General features: G+C 68.7%; 19 protein-coding genes. 9 read left to right on the top strand and 10 right to left on the bottom strand.

All coding sequences use genetic code 11. The features are described 5' to 3' along the window. The first annotated feature begins 15 nt into the window (after positions 1-15). The 3 genes from AU194_RS22230 (at position 16) to AU194_RS22220 (ending at position 1687) form a co-directional block, all read left to right on the top strand. Positions 16-405 carry an ectoine synthase gene (locus AU194_RS22230; protein WP_059091435.1) on the top strand — a complete coding sequence of 130 codons (390 nt, stop codon included), beginning with the start codon at positions 16-18 and terminating at the stop codon, positions 403-405. Continuing rightward, on the top strand, positions 405-1304 hold the full coding sequence (gene thpD / locus AU194_RS22225; RefSeq protein WP_059091434.1) for an ectoine hydroxylase: 900 nt from the start codon (positions 405-407) through the stop codon (positions 1302-1304). The genes AU194_RS22230 and thpD overlap by 1 nt, the downstream gene beginning before the upstream one ends. A 74-nt stretch (positions 1305-1378) precedes the next feature. Next, positions 1379-1687: a hypothetical protein gene (locus AU194_RS22220; RefSeq protein ID WP_059091433.1), complete on the top strand. Its 309-nt coding sequence runs from the start codon at positions 1379-1381 to the stop codon at positions 1685-1687. A 12-nt stretch (positions 1688-1699) separates the two neighbouring features. On the opposite strand, the gene AU194_RS22215 is transcribed toward AU194_RS22220, so the two are convergent. Then, positions 1700-2212, bottom strand: a complete 513-nt coding sequence (locus tag AU194_RS22215) for a tetratricopeptide repeat protein (RefSeq protein ID WP_059091432.1) — start codon at positions 2210-2212, stop codon at positions 1700-1702. Between the two features lie 253 nt (positions 2213-2465). Between AU194_RS22215 and AU194_RS22210 the strand changes: the two genes are divergently transcribed. Then, complete coding sequence (locus AU194_RS22210; RefSeq protein ID WP_059091431.1) at positions 2466-3776, top strand: MFS transporter; 1311 nt, start codon at positions 2466-2468, stop codon at positions 3774-3776. After that, positions 3773-5419, top strand: coding sequence for an amidohydrolase (locus AU194_RS22205; RefSeq protein ID WP_059091430.1), 1647 nt, complete (start codon positions 3773-3775; stop codon positions 5417-5419). The genes AU194_RS22210 and AU194_RS22205 overlap by 4 nt, the downstream gene beginning before the upstream one ends. Here AU194_RS22205 and AU194_RS31950 read toward each other — a convergent pair. Next, positions 5398-6930 (bottom strand): PucR family transcriptional regulator, encoded by a 1533-nt coding sequence (locus AU194_RS31950; protein WP_059091429.1) that lies wholly within the window; start codon positions 6928-6930, stop codon positions 5398-5400. The genes AU194_RS22205 and AU194_RS31950 overlap by 22 nt on opposite strands. Positions 6931-6962: 32 nt before the next feature. After that, entirely contained in the window at positions 6963-7811 is an 849-nt protein-coding gene (locus AU194_RS22195) for an N-acetylmuramoyl-L-alanine amidase (RefSeq protein ID WP_059091428.1), read from the bottom strand. A 118-nt stretch (positions 7812-7929) separates the two neighbouring features. Between AU194_RS22195 and AU194_RS22190 the strand changes: the two genes are divergently transcribed. Further along, positions 7930-9288, top strand: coding sequence for an alpha/beta hydrolase-fold protein (locus AU194_RS22190; RefSeq protein ID WP_059091427.1), 1359 nt, complete (start codon positions 7930-7932; stop codon positions 9286-9288). On the opposite strand, the gene AU194_RS22185 is transcribed toward AU194_RS22190, so the two are convergent. Beyond that, positions 9272-10753 carry an NAD(P)/FAD-dependent oxidoreductase gene (locus AU194_RS22185; RefSeq protein ID WP_059091426.1) on the bottom strand — a complete coding sequence of 494 codons (1482 nt, stop codon included), beginning with the start codon at positions 10751-10753 and terminating at the stop codon, positions 9272-9274. The genes AU194_RS22190 and AU194_RS22185 overlap by 17 nt on opposite strands. Positions 10754-10892: 139 nt before the next feature. Here AU194_RS22185 and AU194_RS22180 point away from each other — a divergent pair, with 139 nt between their 5' ends. Then, complete coding sequence (locus AU194_RS22180) at positions 10893-11879, top strand: GlxA family transcriptional regulator (RefSeq protein WP_059091425.1); 987 nt, start codon at positions 10893-10895, stop codon at positions 11877-11879. A gap of 16 nt (positions 11880-11895) precedes the next feature. Here AU194_RS22180 and AU194_RS22175 read toward each other — a convergent pair whose 3' ends face one another. The 3 genes from AU194_RS22175 to AU194_RS22165 form a co-directional block, all read right to left on the bottom strand. Further along, a complete protein-coding gene (locus AU194_RS22175) occupies positions 11896-12336 on the bottom strand; it encodes a cupin domain-containing protein (protein WP_059091424.1) in 441 nt (146 codons plus the stop codon). Beyond that, positions 12333-13271, bottom strand: coding sequence for an NADP-dependent oxidoreductase (locus AU194_RS22170; protein ID WP_059091423.1), 939 nt, complete (start codon positions 13269-13271; stop codon positions 12333-12335). Before AU194_RS22170 ends, AU194_RS22175 begins: the two co-directional genes overlap by 4 nt. A 74-nt stretch (positions 13272-13345) precedes the next feature. After that, entirely contained in the window at positions 13346-13984 is a 639-nt protein-coding gene (locus AU194_RS22165; protein WP_059091422.1) for an HD domain-containing protein, read from the bottom strand. 195 nt (positions 13985-14179) lie between these two features. Between AU194_RS22165 and AU194_RS22160 the strand changes: the two genes are divergently transcribed. Further along, positions 14180-15037: a class II glutamine amidotransferase gene (locus AU194_RS22160; protein ID WP_059091421.1), complete on the top strand. Its 858-nt coding sequence runs from the start codon at positions 14180-14182 to the stop codon at positions 15035-15037. A gap of 25 nt (positions 15038-15062) precedes the next feature. On the opposite strand, the gene AU194_RS22155 is transcribed toward AU194_RS22160, so the two are convergent. Further along, on the bottom strand, positions 15063-16382 hold the full coding sequence (locus AU194_RS22155) for a ClC family H(+)/Cl(-) exchange transporter (RefSeq protein WP_059091420.1): 1320 nt from the start codon (positions 16380-16382) through the stop codon (positions 15063-15065). A gap of 119 nt (positions 16383-16501) precedes the next feature. Between AU194_RS22155 and AU194_RS22150 the strand changes: the two genes are divergently transcribed. After that, a complete protein-coding gene (locus tag AU194_RS22150) occupies positions 16502-17392 on the top strand; it encodes a PHB depolymerase family esterase (RefSeq protein WP_059091419.1) in 891 nt (296 codons plus the stop codon). Between the two features lie 10 nt (positions 17393-17402). On the opposite strand, the gene AU194_RS32280 is transcribed toward AU194_RS22150, so the two are convergent. Both AU194_RS32280 and AU194_RS22145 read right to left on the bottom strand, forming a co-directional pair. Further along, entirely contained in the window at positions 17403-17558 is a 156-nt protein-coding gene (locus AU194_RS32280; RefSeq protein WP_197417711.1) for a hypothetical protein, read from the bottom strand. A 151-nt stretch (positions 17559-17709) separates the two neighbouring features. Then, positions 17710-18483 (bottom strand): amino acid ABC transporter ATP-binding protein, encoded by a 774-nt coding sequence (locus AU194_RS22145; RefSeq protein ID WP_059091418.1) that lies wholly within the window; start codon positions 18481-18483, stop codon positions 17710-17712. Between the last annotated feature and the right edge of the window lies 1 nt (position 18484).

Below are 18484 nucleotides of genomic sequence, written 5' to 3'. Positions count from 1 at the left end.
CTGAGAGGACCCCTCATGATCGTGCGCACCACAGAGGAGATCACCGGCACCGACCGCGACGTCGCGGCCAAGGATTGGCGTTCCAAACGGATCATCCTCGCCGACGACGGCGTCGGCTTCTCCTTCCACGAGACGACGATCAACGCGAACTCGGTGAGCGAGTTCCACTACCGCTATCACGTCGAAGCCGTCTGGGTGGTGGAAGGCACGGGCACGCTGCTCAACCACGAGACCGGTGAGGAGTTCGCGTTGCGGCCGGGCACCATGTACCTGCTCAACGACCACGACCGTCACCGCGTCACCTGCGACGAGCAGCTGCGCATGCTGTGCGTGTTCAACCCGCCGGTGACGGGGCAGGAAGTCCACGACGAGTCCGGTGCCTACCCGGCGCCGGTGGCGAGCTGATGACGGCCGGCACCGCGGCGCGCGTGCGCGACAACTACCCAACCAGGCTCGACCGGGCCATGCCGCCCATCGCCCGCAGCGAACCCACGGTGTGGGGCCGGGATTCCGACGGCCCGCTCGGCGCGGCGGACCTGCAGACGATGGCCACCGCGGGCTACCTGGTGCGTCCCGGCACGCTTGACCCGATCTGGTTGCAGCCGTTGCAGGATGAGCTCGCCCGGATCAGCGACGTCTCCGATGCGTCGGATCCGCGCTTCATCCGCGAACGCAACGGCAGCATCCGATCGGTGTTCCAGCCGCACCTGCTCAGCGAGGTGATCGCGGAGGTGATCTCGCTCGACACCGTGCTGCCGGTGGCCCGGCAGATCCTGGGCAGCGACGTCTACATCCATCAGGCGCGGATCAACGTGATGCCCGGCTTCACCGGTACCGGCTTCTATTGGCACTCGGATTTCGAGACCTGGCACGCCGAGGACGGGATGCCCGCGATGCGGGCGGTCTCCTGCTCGATCGCATTGACCGAGAACTACCCGTACAACGGCTCGCTCATGGTGATGCCGGGTTCGCACGAGGTGTTCTATCCGTGCGTCGGCGCCACACCGGACGACAACCACAAGTCGTCGCTCGTGAAGCAGGAGACCGGCGTTCCCGATCACGCCACGCTGACCGAGGCGGCCTCCCGGTTCGGCATCGATCAGGTGACCGGGCCCGCGGGCAATGCGCTGTGGTTCGACTCGAACGTCATGCACGGTTCAAGCTCCAACATCACGCCGTTCCCGCGGTCGAACATCTTTCTCGTGTTCAACTCCGTCGACAACGCGCTGTGCGAGCCGTTCGCGGCGTCGTCGCCGCGCCCGGAGTATCTCGCCGCGCGGGACTTCCGGCCCGTCGCGGGCTGACCCCCGCCGCCGAGTTCGGCCCGCCCGCGATGCGGGTATGCGATGCCTGACGGTTCCTCGACAGGAGGCATGCGATGGTGGGGCTCGGTGTGGTGTTGCTGGTGTTGGCCGCGGTGGCCGTGGTCGTGGGGTTGACGTTCTACGGCAACGGGGTGGGCACCGTCCCCGACCAGCCGATGCGGGACGGGGCAGCCACCCGGCGGGGCCTGTCGCGCATCGCGTGGTCGGACCTCTTCGCGACGATGAAGACGTCAGTGAAGGGCGCCACCAGGTCCGACGCCGACGAGCAGCAGCGGCGAGCGTCGTTGGGCGCGTTCCTGGTGCTCGTCGGGCTGATCCTGGTGGTACTGGCGATCATCTTCTTCATCGTCGCCATGCTGTGACGCGCGCTGGGCTCACCGAAGCAGCCGTCGCGATAACAACCGTCGCAGGCCCGGGCGTCGAGCGGTCAACATCCTGAGGTTGTTCCCGGCGAGGGGTTGCCCCGCCTCGAGCGCCCGCCGGTACCAATGCCTCGCCGCGGCCAGGTCGGGCGGATCCGCCCACTCTGACAGCAGCACTCCGAGATTGGTCATCGCGCCCGCGTGTCCGGCTTCGGCGGCCCGCTGCCACCACATGCGCGCGGCAGCCACGTCGGGCGGTTGCCACATCTGGGTGAGCAGGTGACCCAGATTGTTCATCGCGTTCGCGTGACCCGCTTCGGCCGCTTTCGTATACCACTCGCGGGCGGCGACGAGATCGGGCGGATCCGTCTGATGCAGCAGGAACCAGCCCAGGTTGTCCATGGCATTCGGATCGCCCGCCTGTGCGCCCCGCTCGAACCACAGCAGCGCCCCGGCAAGATCCGGCGGATCCACCTCGTAGGCGAGGTACCACGCCAGGTCATTCATGGCCTGTACGTAGCCCATCCCTACGGCCGCCTCGAGTCGGTCACGTGACGACACGTCGGCACCTCGTCCCCGTCGGCCTCCCCTCCGTCCATTGCACACCTTTGGGGCGTGGCCGCATAGCCTCTCAGGCGTACTGACTGGACATTCGTCGAGTAGTTCCTCGACCAATCGACAAACGTCCGGTTGTATGGGTGATCACCCCTCTCTAGCGTGATGCACCACACCACCTACGGGCGTGTGTGACGACAGTTCTCCCGCGAAGAGGAATCCCGTGACAACCAAATCGGTACCCGCCGCACGGCCCCGGCGGGCAGCACTCGCCGCACTCGCCGGCACCAGCATCGAGTGGTACGACTTCTTCATCTACGCGACCGCCGCCGCGCTGGTCTTCCGCGAAGTCTTCTTCCCGCCCGACATGGACCCGGTGCTGGGCACCATCGTCGCCTTCGGCACCACGTCCTTCGGTTACCTGGGCCGCCCCCTCGGCGCGTTCATCTTCGGCCACCTCGGCGACAAGTACGGCCGCAAACCCGTCCTCATCGCCACGCTGCTGCTCATGGGCATCGGCACGTTCGGCATCGGTCTGCTGCCGTCCTACGAATCCGTCGGACCCGTGGCGCCGCTGCTGTTGATCATCCTGCGACTGCTGCAGGGTGTGGCGATGGGCGGCGAATGGGGCGGCGCTGCGCTGTTGGCCATCGAGCACGCCCCGAAGGACCGACGCGCGTTCTTCGGGTCGTTCGCCCAACTCGGATCGTCGGTCGGCGCCACGCTGTCCTCGGCGGTGTTCGCGGTCTCCGAGCACATCGGCGACGGCTTGGCCGCCGGTTCGTGGCGGATCCCGTTCCTGGCGTCGGCCGTGCTCGTCGTCATCGGCCTCATCGTCCGGTTGATCGTCGGCGAATCCCCCGAGTTCGCCCGCGCCCGCGAGGCCGCCGAACTGTCCACCGCCCCCGTGCGGGAGGTCTTCCGGGCACCGCGCACGCTGCTGATCGGCATCGGCGCCATGCTCGTCGCCACCGGCGGTTACTACGTCACCTCGTCGTTCTTCCTGTCCTACGCCTCGGAGGAGGCGGGCGTGCCGGTGGACATGCTGCTCAACGCGCTCATCATCGCGGGCCTGTTCGAGATCATGTTCGTCCCGCTGGCCGGCTGGCTGGGCGACAAGTGGCAGCCCCGCTATGTGACCGCCGTCGGCCTGATCGGTATCGCGGTGGTCGCCGTCCCGCTGTACCTGCTGGCCCACACCGGCTCGTTCGCGATCATCACGCTGATGCTGATCATCACCGCGCTGTTCACGGGCTTCAACTACGGGCCCATCGCCGCGGTGCTCGCCGGCATCTTCCCGGTGCGGGTGCGCTACACGGGGACGTCGCTGGCGTACCAGGGTGCGGCGTTGACCGCCGGGGCGCTGACGCCGATCGTGCTGCCCACCCTGCTGGGGATGTCGAGCGGTTCGCCGGTGCTGATCTTCGCCTACCTGGCGGTGATGTGCTTCGTGGCCGCGGGCTGTGTGCTGGCGACCCGTCAGCTCGCCGCCGCGGCGAAAGCCGCTGACACCGTGCAGGAAACGGCGGAATGACGGTCGGTCTGCGCGAGGTCCTCGTCGTCGGCGCCACGATCCGCCCGCGGGCGGACCACACCGCGGTCGAGGCGATGCTGCTGCGCGATGACCGCATCGTCGCGGTGGGGTCCGAGGCCGAGTGCCGGTCGCTCGCCGTGACCCGGCCCGAAGTGGTCGACATCGACGGCGCGACAGTGCTTCCCGGCTTCGTCGACGCACACTGCCACCCGCTCATGTACGGACAGTTCGAGTCGTGGGTGGACTGCAGCTGGGAGTCGGCGCCGACGATCGACGACGTCGTCTCTGCGCTGACGGCCAGGGCGGCGGTCCAGCCGGGAGCGGTGCGCGGTAAGGGCTTTCACCATGGCAACGTCGCCGATGCGCGGCTGCTCACCCGCCACGACCTCGACCGCGTCGCCACGGACCGCGAGGTCCTGGTGTTCCACTCCAGCGGACACGGTGCGATCGTCAACAGCTGGGCGCTGCGCGAGATGGGCGTCACCACCGACACCCCCGACCCGCCCGGCGGGCACTTCGGCCGCGAGGCCGACGGTACGCCGGACGGCACGGTGTGGGATGCGGCCGCCGACTGGCTCACCGGCCGGTTCGGGGTGAAGATCACCAACAACGGGCCGAACTTCCACCTGCCCGACGCCCCCGAGACCCTCGACGCGCAACTGCTCGCCGCACAGGCACAGATGCACGCCCGCGGGATCACCACGATCGTCGACGCGCAGGTGACGGGCCGGGAGTGGGGGGCCTACCTGCGCACCCACCGCAGCGGAACGCTGACCGTGCGCGCCGAGATGCTGGTCATCTCGAGCCTGCTGACCGAACTCGAAACCCTCGGTCTGTGCGGACGATTCGGGAACGAACGGCTCGCGCTGGCCGGGGTCAAGCTGTACGCGGACGGTGCACTGACGGCGGGCACCGCGCGCTTCTCGACGCCGTACTGCTGCAGCGTCGACGACTTCGGCTACCTCTACCACCCCAATGGTGAACTGGCCGAAATGATCCGGCGGGTCGCGGCGCTGGGCCTGCAGTCGGCCACGCACGCCCAGGGCGACGCGGCCATCCAGGTGGTCCTCGACGCGCACGAGCAGCTCGCCGCGGGTGATCGCGGCGACGTGCGTCACCGGATCGAGCATTTCGGTGCGCCCACCCCCGCGCAGGTGCGGCAGTGCCGAGACCTCGGGTTGTGGCCGGTCCCCCAGCCGCAATACCTGTTGCGGTACGGCGACGAGTTGACCGGTGTGCTCGGTGACCGCGCCGAGCGGGTGATGCCGCTCGGCGAGCTTCGCGACGCGGACGTGCCGGTGGTGCTGTCGTCCGACGCGCCGGTCTGCCCGCCGCTGCCGCTGGAGGCCGTGTCCGCCGCGGTGCGGCGCCGCACACTGTCGGGCAGGCGCCTGGGTTCCGACGCCCAGTGCCTCACCGTCGCGGAGGCGCTGCGCGGCCACACGCTGACGGCCGCCGCCTCGGTGCATCGCGAAAACGCGGTCGGCTCACTGGAACCCGGCAAGCTGGCGGACTTCGCGGTCTTCGACCGTGACCCGCTGACCGTGGACACCGAGGAGCTCACCGACATCATGGTGCAGCAGACGTGGGTCGCCGGGCAGTGCGTGTACGAGCGCAGCCGTCAGTCGTCACTCATCAGCTGAAGGGCCGCCCAGAGTTCGAGGCGGTCGCGCAGCACGTCGAGGTCGAGGTCCAGTAGCCGTCCCGCCTGGTGCACGCGGTTGCGCAGGGTATGCCGGTGGATGCCGAGTTCGCGCGCGGTGGTGTCCCACGCGCATTCGTTGCCCATCCAGACCCGCAGCGTGCGAAGCAGATCTGCCCCTTTGGCGGAGTCGTGCTCGTGCAGAACCCGCAGGATGCCGCGCGCGACGGTGTCGAGCTGTTCGCCCTGCAGCAGTCCGAGCACCCCGCGGTCGAGGAGTTCCTGGAACGCCACGGCGGTGCGACCGGTCTGCACGGCGTAGCGCAGGGCGCGTTCGGCTTCGGCGACGCCGCGTGACAGGGCTCCGTAGCGCACGTCCGACGACGTTCCCACCGAGGCCGAGTGACCGAAAAGAAGTTCCGAAAGATGTTCGGGCGGTGGGGTTTCCGCGATGACGACAAGGTGGTTGCCGCGCTGGGTGAAGAAGACGTGGCCGTTGCGTTCGGCCACCTCGCGTTCGAGGGCGTCGAGCAGGAAGTCGCTGTGGTGCGGTTTGGGCGCGACCAGCACGGTCAACGGTTCGGCGGGCAACCCACCCCACACCGACTGGGCGGTACGGGTCACCAGCGCGCGGTCGCCGCGGAGCAGCTGTTCGAACAGGCCGGCCCGCAGGTGGTGGTGCGCGTTGTCGAGCGCGCGGTTCTGGGTGAGCGCAAGGCTGGCCAGCGCGACCACGCTGTTGACCAGGTCCGCCGCCGCGGGATCGGCGATGTGCAGCCCGGACAGCACCAGCGCACCGTCGAGGCGGGATCCGCGCCCGACCGTCTGCACCAGGAACTCGCGGTCCCCCAGCACGACGCGCGAGGACGAGCGGGCGCCGCGCTCGAGCGTGGTGCGCACGGCGTCCCGGATCGCGGTGTCCAGCGCGCCGGTCGGCGGGTCGGCCAGCGAGCGGATCGGCGCGCCGACGGCGTCGAACAGTTGCGCCGAACAGTCGAGCTGGTTTTCGAGTTCGGCGAGGATCGAGGTCAGGCCGTCGGGTCGCATCGCCGCGCGGGCGATCGCGCGCTGGGCGTCGAGCGACCAGCGGATACGGGCCTGTTGTTCCTCGGCCAGTTTGTCGGCGACGTACCGTACGAACGCCAGGAACGGGGTGAGGTCGGTGATGACGAAGAGCGGTAAACCACAACGGCGACAGGCGGATTCGAGCTCGGCCGGCAGGTGACCGTGGACCATGGCGGTGCCGAAGCCCAGACCGCGGATGCCGTGCCGGTGCAGCCGCTCGACGTAGGCGTCGTAGCACTGCTGATCGTGGGATCCGCGCGGGAACTGGCCGCCGTCGGTGAGCAACAGTTGGCCGGCGTCGAGGAACGGGGTGGGGTCCTCGAGCTCGGAGCTGTGCACCCAGGCCACCGGTTCGTCGATCGACGGCCCGGTGGCCTTGTCGGCCGGGATTACGAGGGTGGTGCTCGTGTCGAAGTGCGCCAGGAGCGAGCGGATGGAGACAGGCACGCTGTGGACGGTAGCCGGAGGTGGCCTGGCTTTCACACCAGCATCAGGTTCAGGGCGGCAGCCGTCGCAGGACCCACGATCCCGTCGACCTTGAGGCCCCGGGTCCGTCGCTGGAATTCGCGGACCGCGGCCTCGGTGAGCGGGCCGTAGATGCCGTCGACGGCGAGATGCCCCGCATAGGCGGCGTAGTTCGCCTTGAGCTGACGCTGCAGCTGCGCGACCTGCGGGCCTCGCGACCCGCGGGTGAGCAGGAGGTCGGCGTAACGACCGACGGGCACCGGCGGTCTGGGTGTCGGCGCGGGGTGCGGAAGGCTGCCGATGCGGGCTTGGATGTCGGCCCGCAGGACGGTCATGTCGATGGCGCCCGGATCCCATTTGCCCTGCGCCCGGCCGGCGTACTCCTTGTGCCCGATCGTGCGGTCGGCGTTCTGGGCCAGGCGGCGGTTGATCGCCGCGCAGCACCGGACCAGCGCGTCGTACTGCGCGTCGGGCCAGTTCGTGCGGTGCGGCGCCGTCGGACCGGTCCCGGAGTTGGCGCATTCGATCCCGATCGTGTGCCAGTTGCCCATGTTGGTCGGCAACCACGGATACATGCCGACACCGGCGTGCCAGGCCACCCCCACCGCCCCGACGGTCACCGTGCCGTCGCGCGCGATGTGGAGTTGCGACAGCGGTCCGGCGAGATCGGGCCTGCCGTCGGCGATGGACGCCGCGCTGGCGCGGTCCGAACCGGTGTGGTGCACCATGACGCCGCGAATGTCCTTGAAGTCACCGTGGCCGCGCTCGCGCCACCCGGGGTACTCGACGAGCCGGACACCTTCGGCGCGCAGAACCTCGGCCAGCCAGATCGGGTCGCCGGTCCACGGTCCGGTTGACGGCACGAACAGTCCTTTCTCTCCGGTTAAACGGCTTTCACCCGAATCCGCCCACGACGCGGCCGAAGTGCGATTCCATCGAGGAAGGCAATGTGGCCAGACCCCGGTGACCTGGAGTGAAGCAATGGTCAGAACACATACGGTCGTCGCGGGTGAGACCCTGTCGGCGCTGGCGTTGCGCTTCTACAACGACATGCGACTCTACCGTTTGATTGCAACAGCAAGCGCAATCGCCGATCCGGACGCCGTCAGAGTGGGGCAACGGCTCGTGATGCCGGATTTCACGCGATACACGGTGGTCGCCGGCGACACACTGTCGGCGCTGGCGTCGCGCTTCTACGGTGACGCCCAGCTGCATCGCTTGATCGCCCACGCCAGCGGCATCGCCGAGAACAGTGCGCTCAGTGTGGGGCAACAACTGATCGTCCCGGAGATCACACGGCACACGGTGACCGCAGGCGAGACGTTGTCGGCGCTGGCGGCGCGCTACTACGGTGACGCCGCGTTCCATCCGTTGATCGCCGCGGTCAACCGCATCGCCGATCCGTCGGTGATCAGGGCGGGGCAGCGGCTGGCCGTCTTCGTCGGGCGCAGCGACGGGTTCGGCCTGCGGATCGTCGACCGCAACGAAAGCGACCCCCGACTCTGGTACTACCGGTTCCAGACGTCCGCGATCGGCTGGAACCCCGGCGTCAACGTCCTGCTCCCCGACGACTACCGCACCAGCGGGCGCGCCTATCCGGTCCTGTACATGCTCCACGGGGGTGCCGCGGACTTCCGCCAGTTCGACTTCCTCGGTATCCGGCAGCTCACCGCGGGCAGGCCGATCGTCGTCGTGATGCCCGACGGCGGGCAGGCGGGCTGGTACTCCAACCCGGTCACCTCCTTCGTCGGGCCGCGCAATTGGGAGACCTTCCACATCGCGCAGCTACTCCCCTGGATCGACGCCAACTTCCGCACCATCGCCGAGTACGACGGGCGGGCGGTGGGCGGTTTCTCGATGGGCGGTTTCGGTGCGTTGAAGTACGCGGCCAAGTACTTCGGCCACTTCGCCTCGGTGAGTTCGCATTCCGGGCCAGCCAGCCTGCGCCGTGACTTCGGCCTGGTGGTGCACTGGGCGAACATCACCTCGGCGGTGCTGGACCTCGCGGGCGGCACGGTCTACGGCGCACCGTTCTGGGATCAGGCCAGGGTCAGTGCCGACAACCCGATCGAGCGGATCGAGAGCTACCGCAACAAGCGGGTGTTCATGGTCGCAGGCACCAGCCCGGACCCCCTCAACTGGTTCGACAGTGTGAACGAGACCCAGGTGCTGGCGGGGCAACGGGAGTTCCGCGACCGCCTCAACGCCGCGGGTATCCCGAACGAATCGCATGAGGCTCCCGGCGGTCATGTGTTCCGGCCCGACATGTTCCGCCGTGACCTCGACGGAATCATCGCGCGGCTGAGTCCGGCCAGGGCGGCGGTCACCCAGGATGGATGAGCGCTGCGTATGCCTGCTCGCGCGGCGTCATCTCCTCGGAGGTGATCGCACCGAACGCGCCCGCATCGCGGACGAATCGTTCGGCCGCGTCGGGCAGTGCGTCGGGCCCCTCCAGCCGGAAGCAACTCGGGGCGAGCGGACCGAACAGCAGAGCCCGCCGCAGGTCCGGCCAGGTCTCCAGATCCGGTTCGACGCCCGCCGCGCGCGCGAAAGTCAACGCCGCCAGATTCATTCGCGTTTTCTGCGGTGATCCGCGACGGGCGCGGTACGCGGCGACGGCTGCTCGCTGGTCGGCTTCGGTCGGCGGCGCGATCACACCTCCCCAGGTGTAGGCGATCCACCGGGCCTGCAGTTCGAGCGGCACGAAGTAGCCGCCGGACTGATCCCACATCCCCACGAACGCGAGCCCCGGAAGATCGGGGTGGAACGTGTACCGGTCGGCGTCGAGGTGCACGTCGTCGACGTCGATTGCCGCGCGAATATCCTTGTCCAGGAACGGAAGCGAGATCCGGAAGCCGGTGCCCATGACGATGCCGTCGAAGTCCTCCGCGGCGCCGTCGGCGAACGTCACCGTGGTGCCGTCGACGGCGTGCATCCAGGGACGCACGGTGATTCGACCCTCCGCCACCAGGGGTAGATAGCCCTGGTTGAGGGTGACGCCGGCGGCGAACAACGACGGGTCGGGGGCCGGCGCCCCGTACTGCTCGGGGCTGCCGCCGGCCTCGACGACGATCTCCTTGAGCTGCCGGTCCACTTCCGCCGGCGGGAGAGTCTGGTTGGCCAGTGCGCCGTAGCGGGTGAAGATGCGGTGGTCGGACGGCACGCCCGCGGCGAATTTGGGCAGTACATAGCGTTGGCGCCGTTGGGTCACCACGACGCGGGAGGCACCGAGGAGCGCGAGTTCAGCGGCGATCTCCAACGCGCTGACCGCACACCCCGCGACGAGCACCCGTCGCCCCTGGTAGGGCGCAGGACCGCGGTAGTCGAAGGTGGGGATGACGCCCGCGGCGCCGGTGAAGGCATCGAGTCCGGGTACCGCCGGAAGGGCAGGAGTACCGAAGCGACCGCTGGCCACCACGATTCGGTCGAAGGTCTCCACCGTGTCGCCGTGGCGGATTCGCCACCTGTCGCCGTCGCGGTCGAGGAGGTCGACCCGGGTGTCGAAGCGGATGCGCGTGGTGAGCCCGAACATGTCGGCGTAGCGGTGGAGGTAGTCGAGGATGTCGCGGTTCGACGGGAAGACTGTGGCACAGCGGTGCTCCAGGTCGCTGAACGCGGTGAGGATGCGGCTGGTGTTGGTGTGCATGGCCGGCCACACGCCGCTGCGGCCGGGATGCCCCGTCCACTGCCCGCCGAGGCCGCTGCCCTGCTCGAAGATCGTCGGTTCGAAACCCTGCGCGAGCAGCCAGCGCGCCGTCACCAACCCACCGGGGCCTGCCCCGATGACGGCGACGGATTCACTCATTGACGAACTGTCGCATGCTGGCGCGGGGGCGAGTCAATGGAATGGCGACGTCGCGGCGGAGAACTTGCGGATACCACGTCCACTGCTGCGGAGGGGCGTTTCGGGATGCCGCTATCCGTGCGGGTCACATAATCAGCGGGTGACTACGTCTTCGTTCGCGAGCGCCTCGCGCCGCATCGCGTTCCTCGTCTACGACGGGGTGACGCTCCTGGACGTCGCAGGCCCAGCGGAGGTGTTCAAGGAGGCCAACCGGCTCGGCACCGACTACCGGCTCCTGACGTGGTCGCCCACCGGAGACGACGTTCGGTCGAACCTCGGCTTCGGTGTCACGGTCGACGGCGCCGTCTCCGACCAGCCCGCCGCCGACACGTTCCTGGTGCCCGGTTCTGACCGCTTCCCGCGGTCCCGGGTTCCCCAGTACCTGGTGGACGCGGCACGGATCCCCGCGGCCGGGGCGCGGCGCGTCGCCTCCATCTGCACCGGCGCCTTCGTCCTCGCCGCCGCCGGATTACTCGACGGCAAGCGGGCCACCACCCACTGGAAGACGACCCGTGCGCTGGCCACCCGATGCCCGACGTGCCGGGTGGAAACCGACGCCATCTACGTACGTGACGGCAACACCTACACCTCGGCGGGTATCACCGCAGGGATCGACCTGGCCCTCGCGCTGGTCGAAGAGGATCACGGACCGGACCTCACGCGCGAGGTCGCCCGGGCCCTGGTCGTGTACATGCAGCGCTCAGGCGGCCAGTCGCAGTTCTCGGCTCCGCTACAGGGACCGCCGCCGCATTCGCCGGCGCTGCGCAGGGTCGCCGACTTGGTGACAGCGGATCCGCACGCTGACCACTCGCCCGTCGCGCTCGCGCGACACCTGAATGTCAGCACCCGTCATCTGACTCGGCTGTTCCGGGAAGAGTTGGGCACCACGCCGGCCCGGTACGTGGAGAACATCCGCTTCGACATGGCCCGGGCCCTGCTCGATCAGCGACACAGCGCGACTCAGGCCGCCGCTCTGGCCGGGTTCCCCAGCTACGAGAGCATGCGTCGCGTCTTCGCCAGGCGACTCGGTATCAGCCCCGCCGCCTACCAACGTCGCTTCAGCACCGCGCGCGCCGAATCCGGGTGAGCCCGGTGCCACGTCGTCACCCTTGCGGATCGTCGACCTTGAGCGGTTCGCCATCGGTGGCGACGAAGACCACCAGCAGCTTCGCCTCGTCGGTCGGGCTGGTGTTCTCGGTGGCCACGTGGTGAGCGCCTGGCGGCTCGGACCAGCTCCGCCCCTGGTGGTACACCTGCGCAGGCGCGCCCTCGAGCTGGCTGCTCACGGCGCCTTCGAGGACGTACGCGTAGACGAAGGCGTCGCCGTGCCGATGCGCAACCGCGCGTGCGGCCGGCGGGAACGTCACGACCGCAGAGGTGAAGGTCTTGCCCGCAACGTTCGGCAACGCCTCGGTGAACAGGGGTGTCACCGTCTCCGCCGGGGGCGGCGGTTCGGCGGGACTGGATCCCGCAGCGCCGCAACCGATGAGCAGCATCGCAGTCAGCGCGATCAGCAGTCCTGCAAAAAGGCGGGCTCGAGTCATCGCCGGGCCCCTTCCGGCTCATCTGCCACCCGGATGATCGTCTTGCCCGGAACGCGGTGTCGACGGGCGAACGCGTCGGCGGCCTCGGCGAGGGGACGCACGGCTCCGACGAGCGGCCGCAACCGCCCCTCCCGCACACGCTGGGCCAGATCAGCGAGCTGTGAGCGGTCCGGTTCGACGACGAAGAACACGGCGCGCCCGTCCTTCGGTTGCACCTTGGGCGGCGCGGCGACGGTCACGACCGTCCCGCCGGGCCGCACCAGTTCGGTCGACCGCTCGAGGATGTCGCCGCCGATCACGTCGAACACCAGATCCACCTCGCCGACATCCCCCAGATGGTCGGCGCCCAGATCGACGAACGCCTGTGCGCCGAGGCCGAGCACGACGTCGCGGTCGTCGGACCGTCCGGTGCCGACGACCCGGGCACCCACCTCCCGCGCCAGCTGGACGACCATCGATCCCACACCGCCCGCGGCACCGTGCACAAGGATGGTCTGGCCGGGCCTGAGGCCACCGTGGACGAACAACCCCTGCCACGCCGTGAGCCCTGAGATCGGCAGCGCCGCGGCGACGACGTGGTCGATGTCAGCGGCCAGCGGGGCGAGGTTACGCGCCTCGACGGCGGTGTATTCGGCCAGTGCGCCGTCGCGGGTCCAGTCGGCGAGACCGAACACCCGTTGGCCCACAGTGAGGCCGGTCGTACCGAAGCCCAATTCGACTACCACGCCCGACAATTCGTGGCCGGGAACGGCGGGCGTGCGATCACGACCCGCCCGGTCGGTCCACGTCGCGGGCCATTCCAGTTCACCGGGGGTGAAACCGGCGGCATGGACCGCGACGATGACGTCGTTCTCGGCGGCGTGCGGATAGGGCAGATCGACGAGAGTCAGTCCGCCGAGGCCGGCGTCACGGTCTCGTACGGTGATGGCTTGCATACCAGATCCTTTCGTGTTTCTCGGTGAGAACCCGTGCCGCCAGCGGCACGACGTACCCGCTCATTTCTCGGGAGTCAGCTCGGCCAAGGAGAGCCGAGGATGCGCTCGACCGAGGTCGTGCGCCGGAAGCCGGGGATGAAGTGCTCGAGGACATCCGAGTTCACCGTCCCGTTGGTCGTCTCGGGCCGATTCTTGAATCCGTCGAAGTAGGCGCTCAGGAACTCGTTCTTGAAGTCGCCGCGCGGGTGGACGGCGAGGATGTGGTCGAGCTGCTCGGTATCGAGCCAATCGAGACCGAGACCGATGACATCGGTGAGCACGCCGAGATTGGTGGCGGCGATCTCGGGACCCATCCGGTGCGGGATCCCCGGGGTGGTGTGCAGGGCTATGGCCGTCCACACGGTGTCGGCTGCGGAGCTGGAGAACCCCTGCTCGAGCAGGAATGCGCGACCGTGGTCCGCACCGTCGACCTCGAAGCGCTGTTCGGCATCGGAGAACGGCCTCAGTAGTCCGGTGTCGTGGAAGATGGCTGCCAGGTAGAGCAGCTCGGGGTCGGGATCGAGGCCCAGGTGCTGGGCGTGGAGCTGGCCGAAGAGGAAGACCCGGCGGGAATGGTGGTAGATCAACGGGCTCGTCGTGTCCCAGACGCGTCGGGTCGCTTCGGCGACGGCCGCCGTATCGGGGATCTCTACCCCGGCAATGATTTCCGACATCTGTTCGCCCCTTTCCTTGCGTGGTGTCTGACATCCATGCTGGTTCGACCCGGGCCGTCCGCGCCGCCCTTGTGCGGCCATGAACCCCTCAAATAGGGACGGGCGCGTGCGGCATCCGCGAATGCGCCTCTCCACGCCACGCGGCGGAGTAGACAGGGCCCATGGTCAAACCGCTCCCGCCGGGCGGGTGAGCCGATGTGCCGTCTGTTCGGACTGCACGCCGGCCGCCCCGTGTCCGCGACGTTCTGGCTGCTCGATGCGCCCGACAGCCTCGCCCAGCAGAGTCGCCGCAACCCCGATGGCACCGGGCTCGGGGCGTTCGACGCCCGCGGCAGGCCCGTGGTGTTCAAGCAACCGATCGCGGCATGGCGCGATCGCGCCTTCGCGACCGAGGCACGCGAGACGACGGGCACGACCTTCGTCGCGCACGTCCGTTACGCGACCACCGGCGCCGCTCAACCGGAGAACACGCATCCATTCCTGCAGGACGGACGGATCTTCGCGCACAACGGCGTCGTGGCGGGCCTCGACATCCTCGACGCCCGGCTCGCGCAACTCCGCGCCGCTGACTCGGTGAAGGGCGACACCGATTCCGAGCGGGTCTTCGCGTTGATCACCGCCTCGATTCGCGATCGTGACGGTGCTGTCGAAGCCGGCTTGACCGACGCGCTGCACTGGTTGAGCGCGAACGTCCCGATCTACGCGCTCAACGTGCTGCTGGCCACAGCCACCGAGCTGTGGGCGCTGCGGTACCCCGACACCCACGAGCTGTATGTGCTTGACCGCACCGTCGCCCGTTCACGGTCATTCGACATGCGCACGAAGCGGATTCGGGCCGGAAGCGCACACCTGGAGACCGCGCCATCGGTGGTGTTCGCCAGCGAGAGGATGAACGACGAGCGATGGCAACTCCTGGGTTCTGGAGAGCTGGTGCACGTCGGACCCGACCTGGCGATCACCCGGCAGATGGTGCTGCCTGACCCGCCCGCCCGTCGTTTGGAACGCAGCGACCTCAGTGCGACGGCCGCATCATCGCAGCACCCGCTGAACTGAGACGCGGATCCCGGGGGTCAGACGCTCAGCGGTTCAGTTCGGGCAGCATGCGCTCGCGCAGCGAGTCGTAGATGGGTGGCGATCCGGCCAGTTCGGCGGCCAGTACGGCCGCCGCGGTGGCGGCCAGCATGGGGATGGCGACCGCCGTCGTCGCCGTCATCTCGATGACGACGACCAGGCCCGTCACCGGTGCCCGCACCGTGGCCCCGAAGAACGCGGCCATTCCGACCAGGGCCATCGGAATGCTCAGCGCCGCAACGTCACCGGGCAGGATAGGGTCGGATACTCCCACGAACAACAGCCCCCACAGCGCACCGACTGCCAGCAACGGTGCGAACAGCCCACCGGGGACGGCGGCCGAGTAGGACAGCGGCCCGGCGATCATGCGCACCAGCAGGTAGCCGATCACGACCGGCAGCACGATGTCGTGGCCGTCGAGGATCAGCTGCGTCAACGTGTCGCCACCGCCGACGGCTTGCGGGTCCACGAACATCGCCAGCCCGATGAGGGCGCCGATCACCGCGGCCTTGGCGATCGGCGGTACCCGTCGCAGCCCGCCGACGTGGTCGAGGAACCACAGGACCAGCCGGTTGTACACCACACCCAGTGCGCCGGTCAGCAGCCCGAAGACGACGAAGAGGGGTAGCCACGCCAGGTCGGGGGCGTCGACCGGTGCGACGAAGAAGTCCGGTTCGTTGCCGAGGATGAACCGCACGCAGCCGACCGCGGACGCCGCCGCGAGGAGGGTGGCCAGCACCGTCTGCAGACGGAACGATTTGGTGACTTCCTCGAGCGCGAACAGGGTGCCGCCGATCGGGGCGTTGAACGCGACGGCGAGACCGGCACCGCCGACGGCGGTCTGCATCATCCGGACGGCGGGGTCGGGAAGCCGGGCGCGCCGGGCCGCCTCGGCGCCGATCGCCGCACCCATGTGCACCGTGGGACCTTCGCGGCCGAGCACGAGGCCGGAGCCGATGGACAACAGACCGCCGATGAACTTCGCGGGCAACAGGATTGGCAACGGAGCGTGCGCGTCACCGCGGTAGACGGCCTCGACGTGTTGGATTCCGCTGCCTGCGGCCAGGGGCACCCACCGCACGACGAGCGCGGCCAGTGCCGCACCGAGCGCCGCGACGGCGATCGGCGCCAGCCAACCCGGCCCCGCCAGGGTGTGTGACCAGTCGACGAAGTCGCTGCGCAACCCGTCGGCGGCCTGAAGGCACCAGCGGAAGCCGCCGCCGATGACACCGATCGCCACGCCCGCGACGAGTGCGGTCAGGCAGATGGACACCCATCCGCGTTTCGACTCGTCCGCTGGGCCGTTGTCGGCGACCGGTTCTGTCATAGCGCAGAGGGCGCGTGGTCGTCCCGGCAGTCGAAGCGCACGCCCTGAGTTTCCCAGATCGGGCGGCGAATCGCCGAGAACCGACGGTTCGACGAACCCGGGGGCCATACCGTGCTCATGTGGACGTGCCTTTCGGCGGCCGGGTGCCCTACGGCGTCACCGAGCGCGTCCACGACATCGAGGCCGCGGGCATCCGCCGCCGCTATCTGGTGATCCAGCCGGACGGGATCGATGCGGGCGGCGCTCCGACGATCATCGATCTGCACGGCAGCGGCTCATGGCCCGCCGAGCATGCCGCGATCACCGACGCGCGGACGTTCGCCGCCCGTGGCGCGGTGATCGTCATTCCCCAGGCCGGTATCCCGTTCCGCCTGATGACGGGTTGGCCCGAAGGGTGGGCGTGGAACGTGCCGGGAAGCCCGTTGCCCGGTGAACCAGTGGCCAGGGACGAACCCGACGACATGGCGTTCGTCGATGCCCTCATCGCGTGCCTGATCAGTCGACATGGCGCCGATCCGCGTCGCATCCATCTGCGGGGATACTCCGGTGGCGCTCGGCTGAGCTCTCATCTGATGGCCGCCATGGGCGGTCGATTCGCGTCAGTGTGCTGTGTCGCCGGAGTTCGCTTCGTCCCCCCGCTCGGCGAGGTGCCGCCACTGCTGGCCATCCACGGTGCGCTCGACGCGATCAACCCGTACGCGGGCGGCGTCGGGGCGCGCTGGGACGAATCCGTGGAATCCGTGGTGGGCCATTGGGTCGCTGCGTCACGGTGCGTATCACCGCCGCCGCACTGCGTTCTCTCCGGCGCGGCAAGCGAAACCCGTTATGCCGACGACGACGGCTTCGCGGCTGTCCGACTGATCACCGTCGCGGACGCCGCGCACTCGTGGCCCGGCACAGCAGAACACGACCACATCGCGCAGTTCGGCGCTCCTGGGACTTTTAGTGCGTCCCAGTCGATTTGGAACTTCATCCACGAGGTTGAGCGACGTCCGACACCGACGCAGTGACCCCGCTGGCCTACGTCTCGTCGGCGATGTCATGGCGGCTCTGGTGGGCCCCGGGACCGTCGGGGTCGTCATGTTGATGATCAAGCTGCTCCTGCTCCTCCCGCTGCTCGTCGGTCGCCTGGCTGGCGTCCAACGGCTTGGCGGGCGGATCGTTTCGCTGACTCATGAGACCTCCGGGGGTTGGGCGGACGCCTCAGAGTGGCCCGGTAGAGCCGCGGCCAAACCGTGGCGATGCCCTCGACGTCGCCGAGTTCTACACCAGGGTTGTCGATCGGCGGATTCGACGACCCTGGTGTAGAAGTCGACGCTCACCCGGCCTACAGCACCTTGGAGAGGAACTCCTGCAGCCGTGGGTGTTTGGGGTTGTCGAACACCTCCGCCGGCGAGTCATCCTCCACGATCTTGCCGTCAGCCATGAACAGCACCCGGGACGCGACCTCGCGCGCGAACCCCATCTCGTGGGTGACCACCACCATCGTCATACCCCCGGAGGCCAGTTCGCGCAGCACCTCGAGGACGTCGCCGACCATCTCGGGGTCCAGGGCGCTGGTCGCCTCGTCGAACAGCATGATCGACGGGTTCATGGCCAGCGCGCGGGCGATGGCGACGCGCTGCTTCTGACCGCCCGACAGCGTGGCCGGCTTGACGTGCGCTTTGTCCGCGAGGCCCACCTGATCCAGCAGTTCGAGCGCCCTCTTCTCTGCCGCCGCCTTGTCCATCTTCTTGGTGAGAAGCGGTGCGAGCGTGACATTTTCGATGACCGTCATGTGCGGGAAGAGGTTGAAGTGCTGGAACACCATGCCGATGCGCTGGCGCACCTGATCGAGGTTCACCTTGGGATCGGAGAGGTCGAAGTCGTCGACGATCACCGTGCCGCCGGTGATGTCCTCGAGCTTGTTGAGGCAGCGCAGGAACGTCGACTTCCCCGAACCCGACGGCCCGATGACGCACACGACTTCACCGTGCTTGATCGTGGCGTCGATGCCGTCGAGCACCACGAGGTCGCCGAACGATTTCTTCAGCCCTTCGATGCGGATCTTGACCTTGTCCTTGGGCTCGGCGGCGGCCGCTTCGGGTATCAGCTGGCTCATT

Source organism: Mycobacterium sp. GA-2829, from assembly GCF_001499965.1.
In the GTDB taxonomy this organism is placed as follows: Bacteria; Actinomycetota; Actinomycetes; order Mycobacteriales; family Mycobacteriaceae; genus Mycobacterium.
This window is presented reverse-complemented; position numbering and strand designations above follow the sequence as displayed.

Bases quoted from the DNA above. Each gene is read 5' to 3' on its own strand.
- AU194_RS22230 (WP_059091435.1), top strand. From the start codon at position 16: ATGATCGTGCGCACCACAGAGGAGATCACCGGCACCGACCGCGACGTC.
- thpD (WP_059091434.1), top strand. From the start codon at position 405: ATGACGGCCGGCACCGCGGCGCGCGTGCGCGACAACTACCCAACCAGG.
- AU194_RS22220 (WP_059091433.1), top strand. From the start codon at position 1,379: ATGGTGGGGCTCGGTGTGGTGTTGCTGGTGTTGGCCGCGGTGGCCGTG.
- AU194_RS22215 (WP_059091432.1), bottom strand. From the start codon at position 2,212: ATGGGCTACGTACAGGCCATGAATGACCTGGCGTGGTACCTCGCCTAC.
- AU194_RS22205 (WP_059091430.1), top strand. From the start codon at position 3,773: ATGACGGTCGGTCTGCGCGAGGTCCTCGTCGTCGGCGCCACGATCCGC.
- AU194_RS22190 (WP_059091427.1), top strand. From the start codon at position 7,930: ATGGTCAGAACACATACGGTCGTCGCGGGTGAGACCCTGTCGGCGCTG.
- AU194_RS22185 (WP_059091426.1), bottom strand. From the start codon at position 10,753: ATGAGTGAATCCGTCGCCGTCATCGGGGCAGGCCCCGGTGGGTTGGTG.
- AU194_RS22175 (WP_059091424.1), bottom strand. From the start codon at position 12,336: ATGACTCGAGCCCGCCTTTTTGCAGGACTGCTGATCGCGCTGACTGCG.
- AU194_RS22170 (WP_059091423.1), bottom strand. From the start codon at position 13,271: ATGCAAGCCATCACCGTACGAGACCGTGACGCCGGCCTCGGCGGACTG.
- AU194_RS22165 (WP_059091422.1), bottom strand. From the start codon at position 13,984: ATGTCGGAAATCATTGCCGGGGTAGAGATCCCCGATACGGCGGCCGTC.
- AU194_RS22160 (WP_059091421.1), top strand. From the start codon at position 14,180: ATGTGCCGTCTGTTCGGACTGCACGCCGGCCGCCCCGTGTCCGCGACG.
- AU194_RS22155 (WP_059091420.1), bottom strand. From the start codon at position 16,382: ATGACAGAACCGGTCGCCGACAACGGCCCAGCGGACGAGTCGAAACGC.
- AU194_RS32280 (WP_197417711.1), bottom strand. From the start codon at position 17,558: ATGAGTCAGCGAAACGATCCGCCCGCCAAGCCGTTGGACGCCAGCCAG.
- AU194_RS22145 (WP_059091418.1), bottom strand. From the start codon at position 18,483: ATGAGCCAGCTGATACCCGAAGCGGCCGCCGCCGAGCCCAAGGACAAG.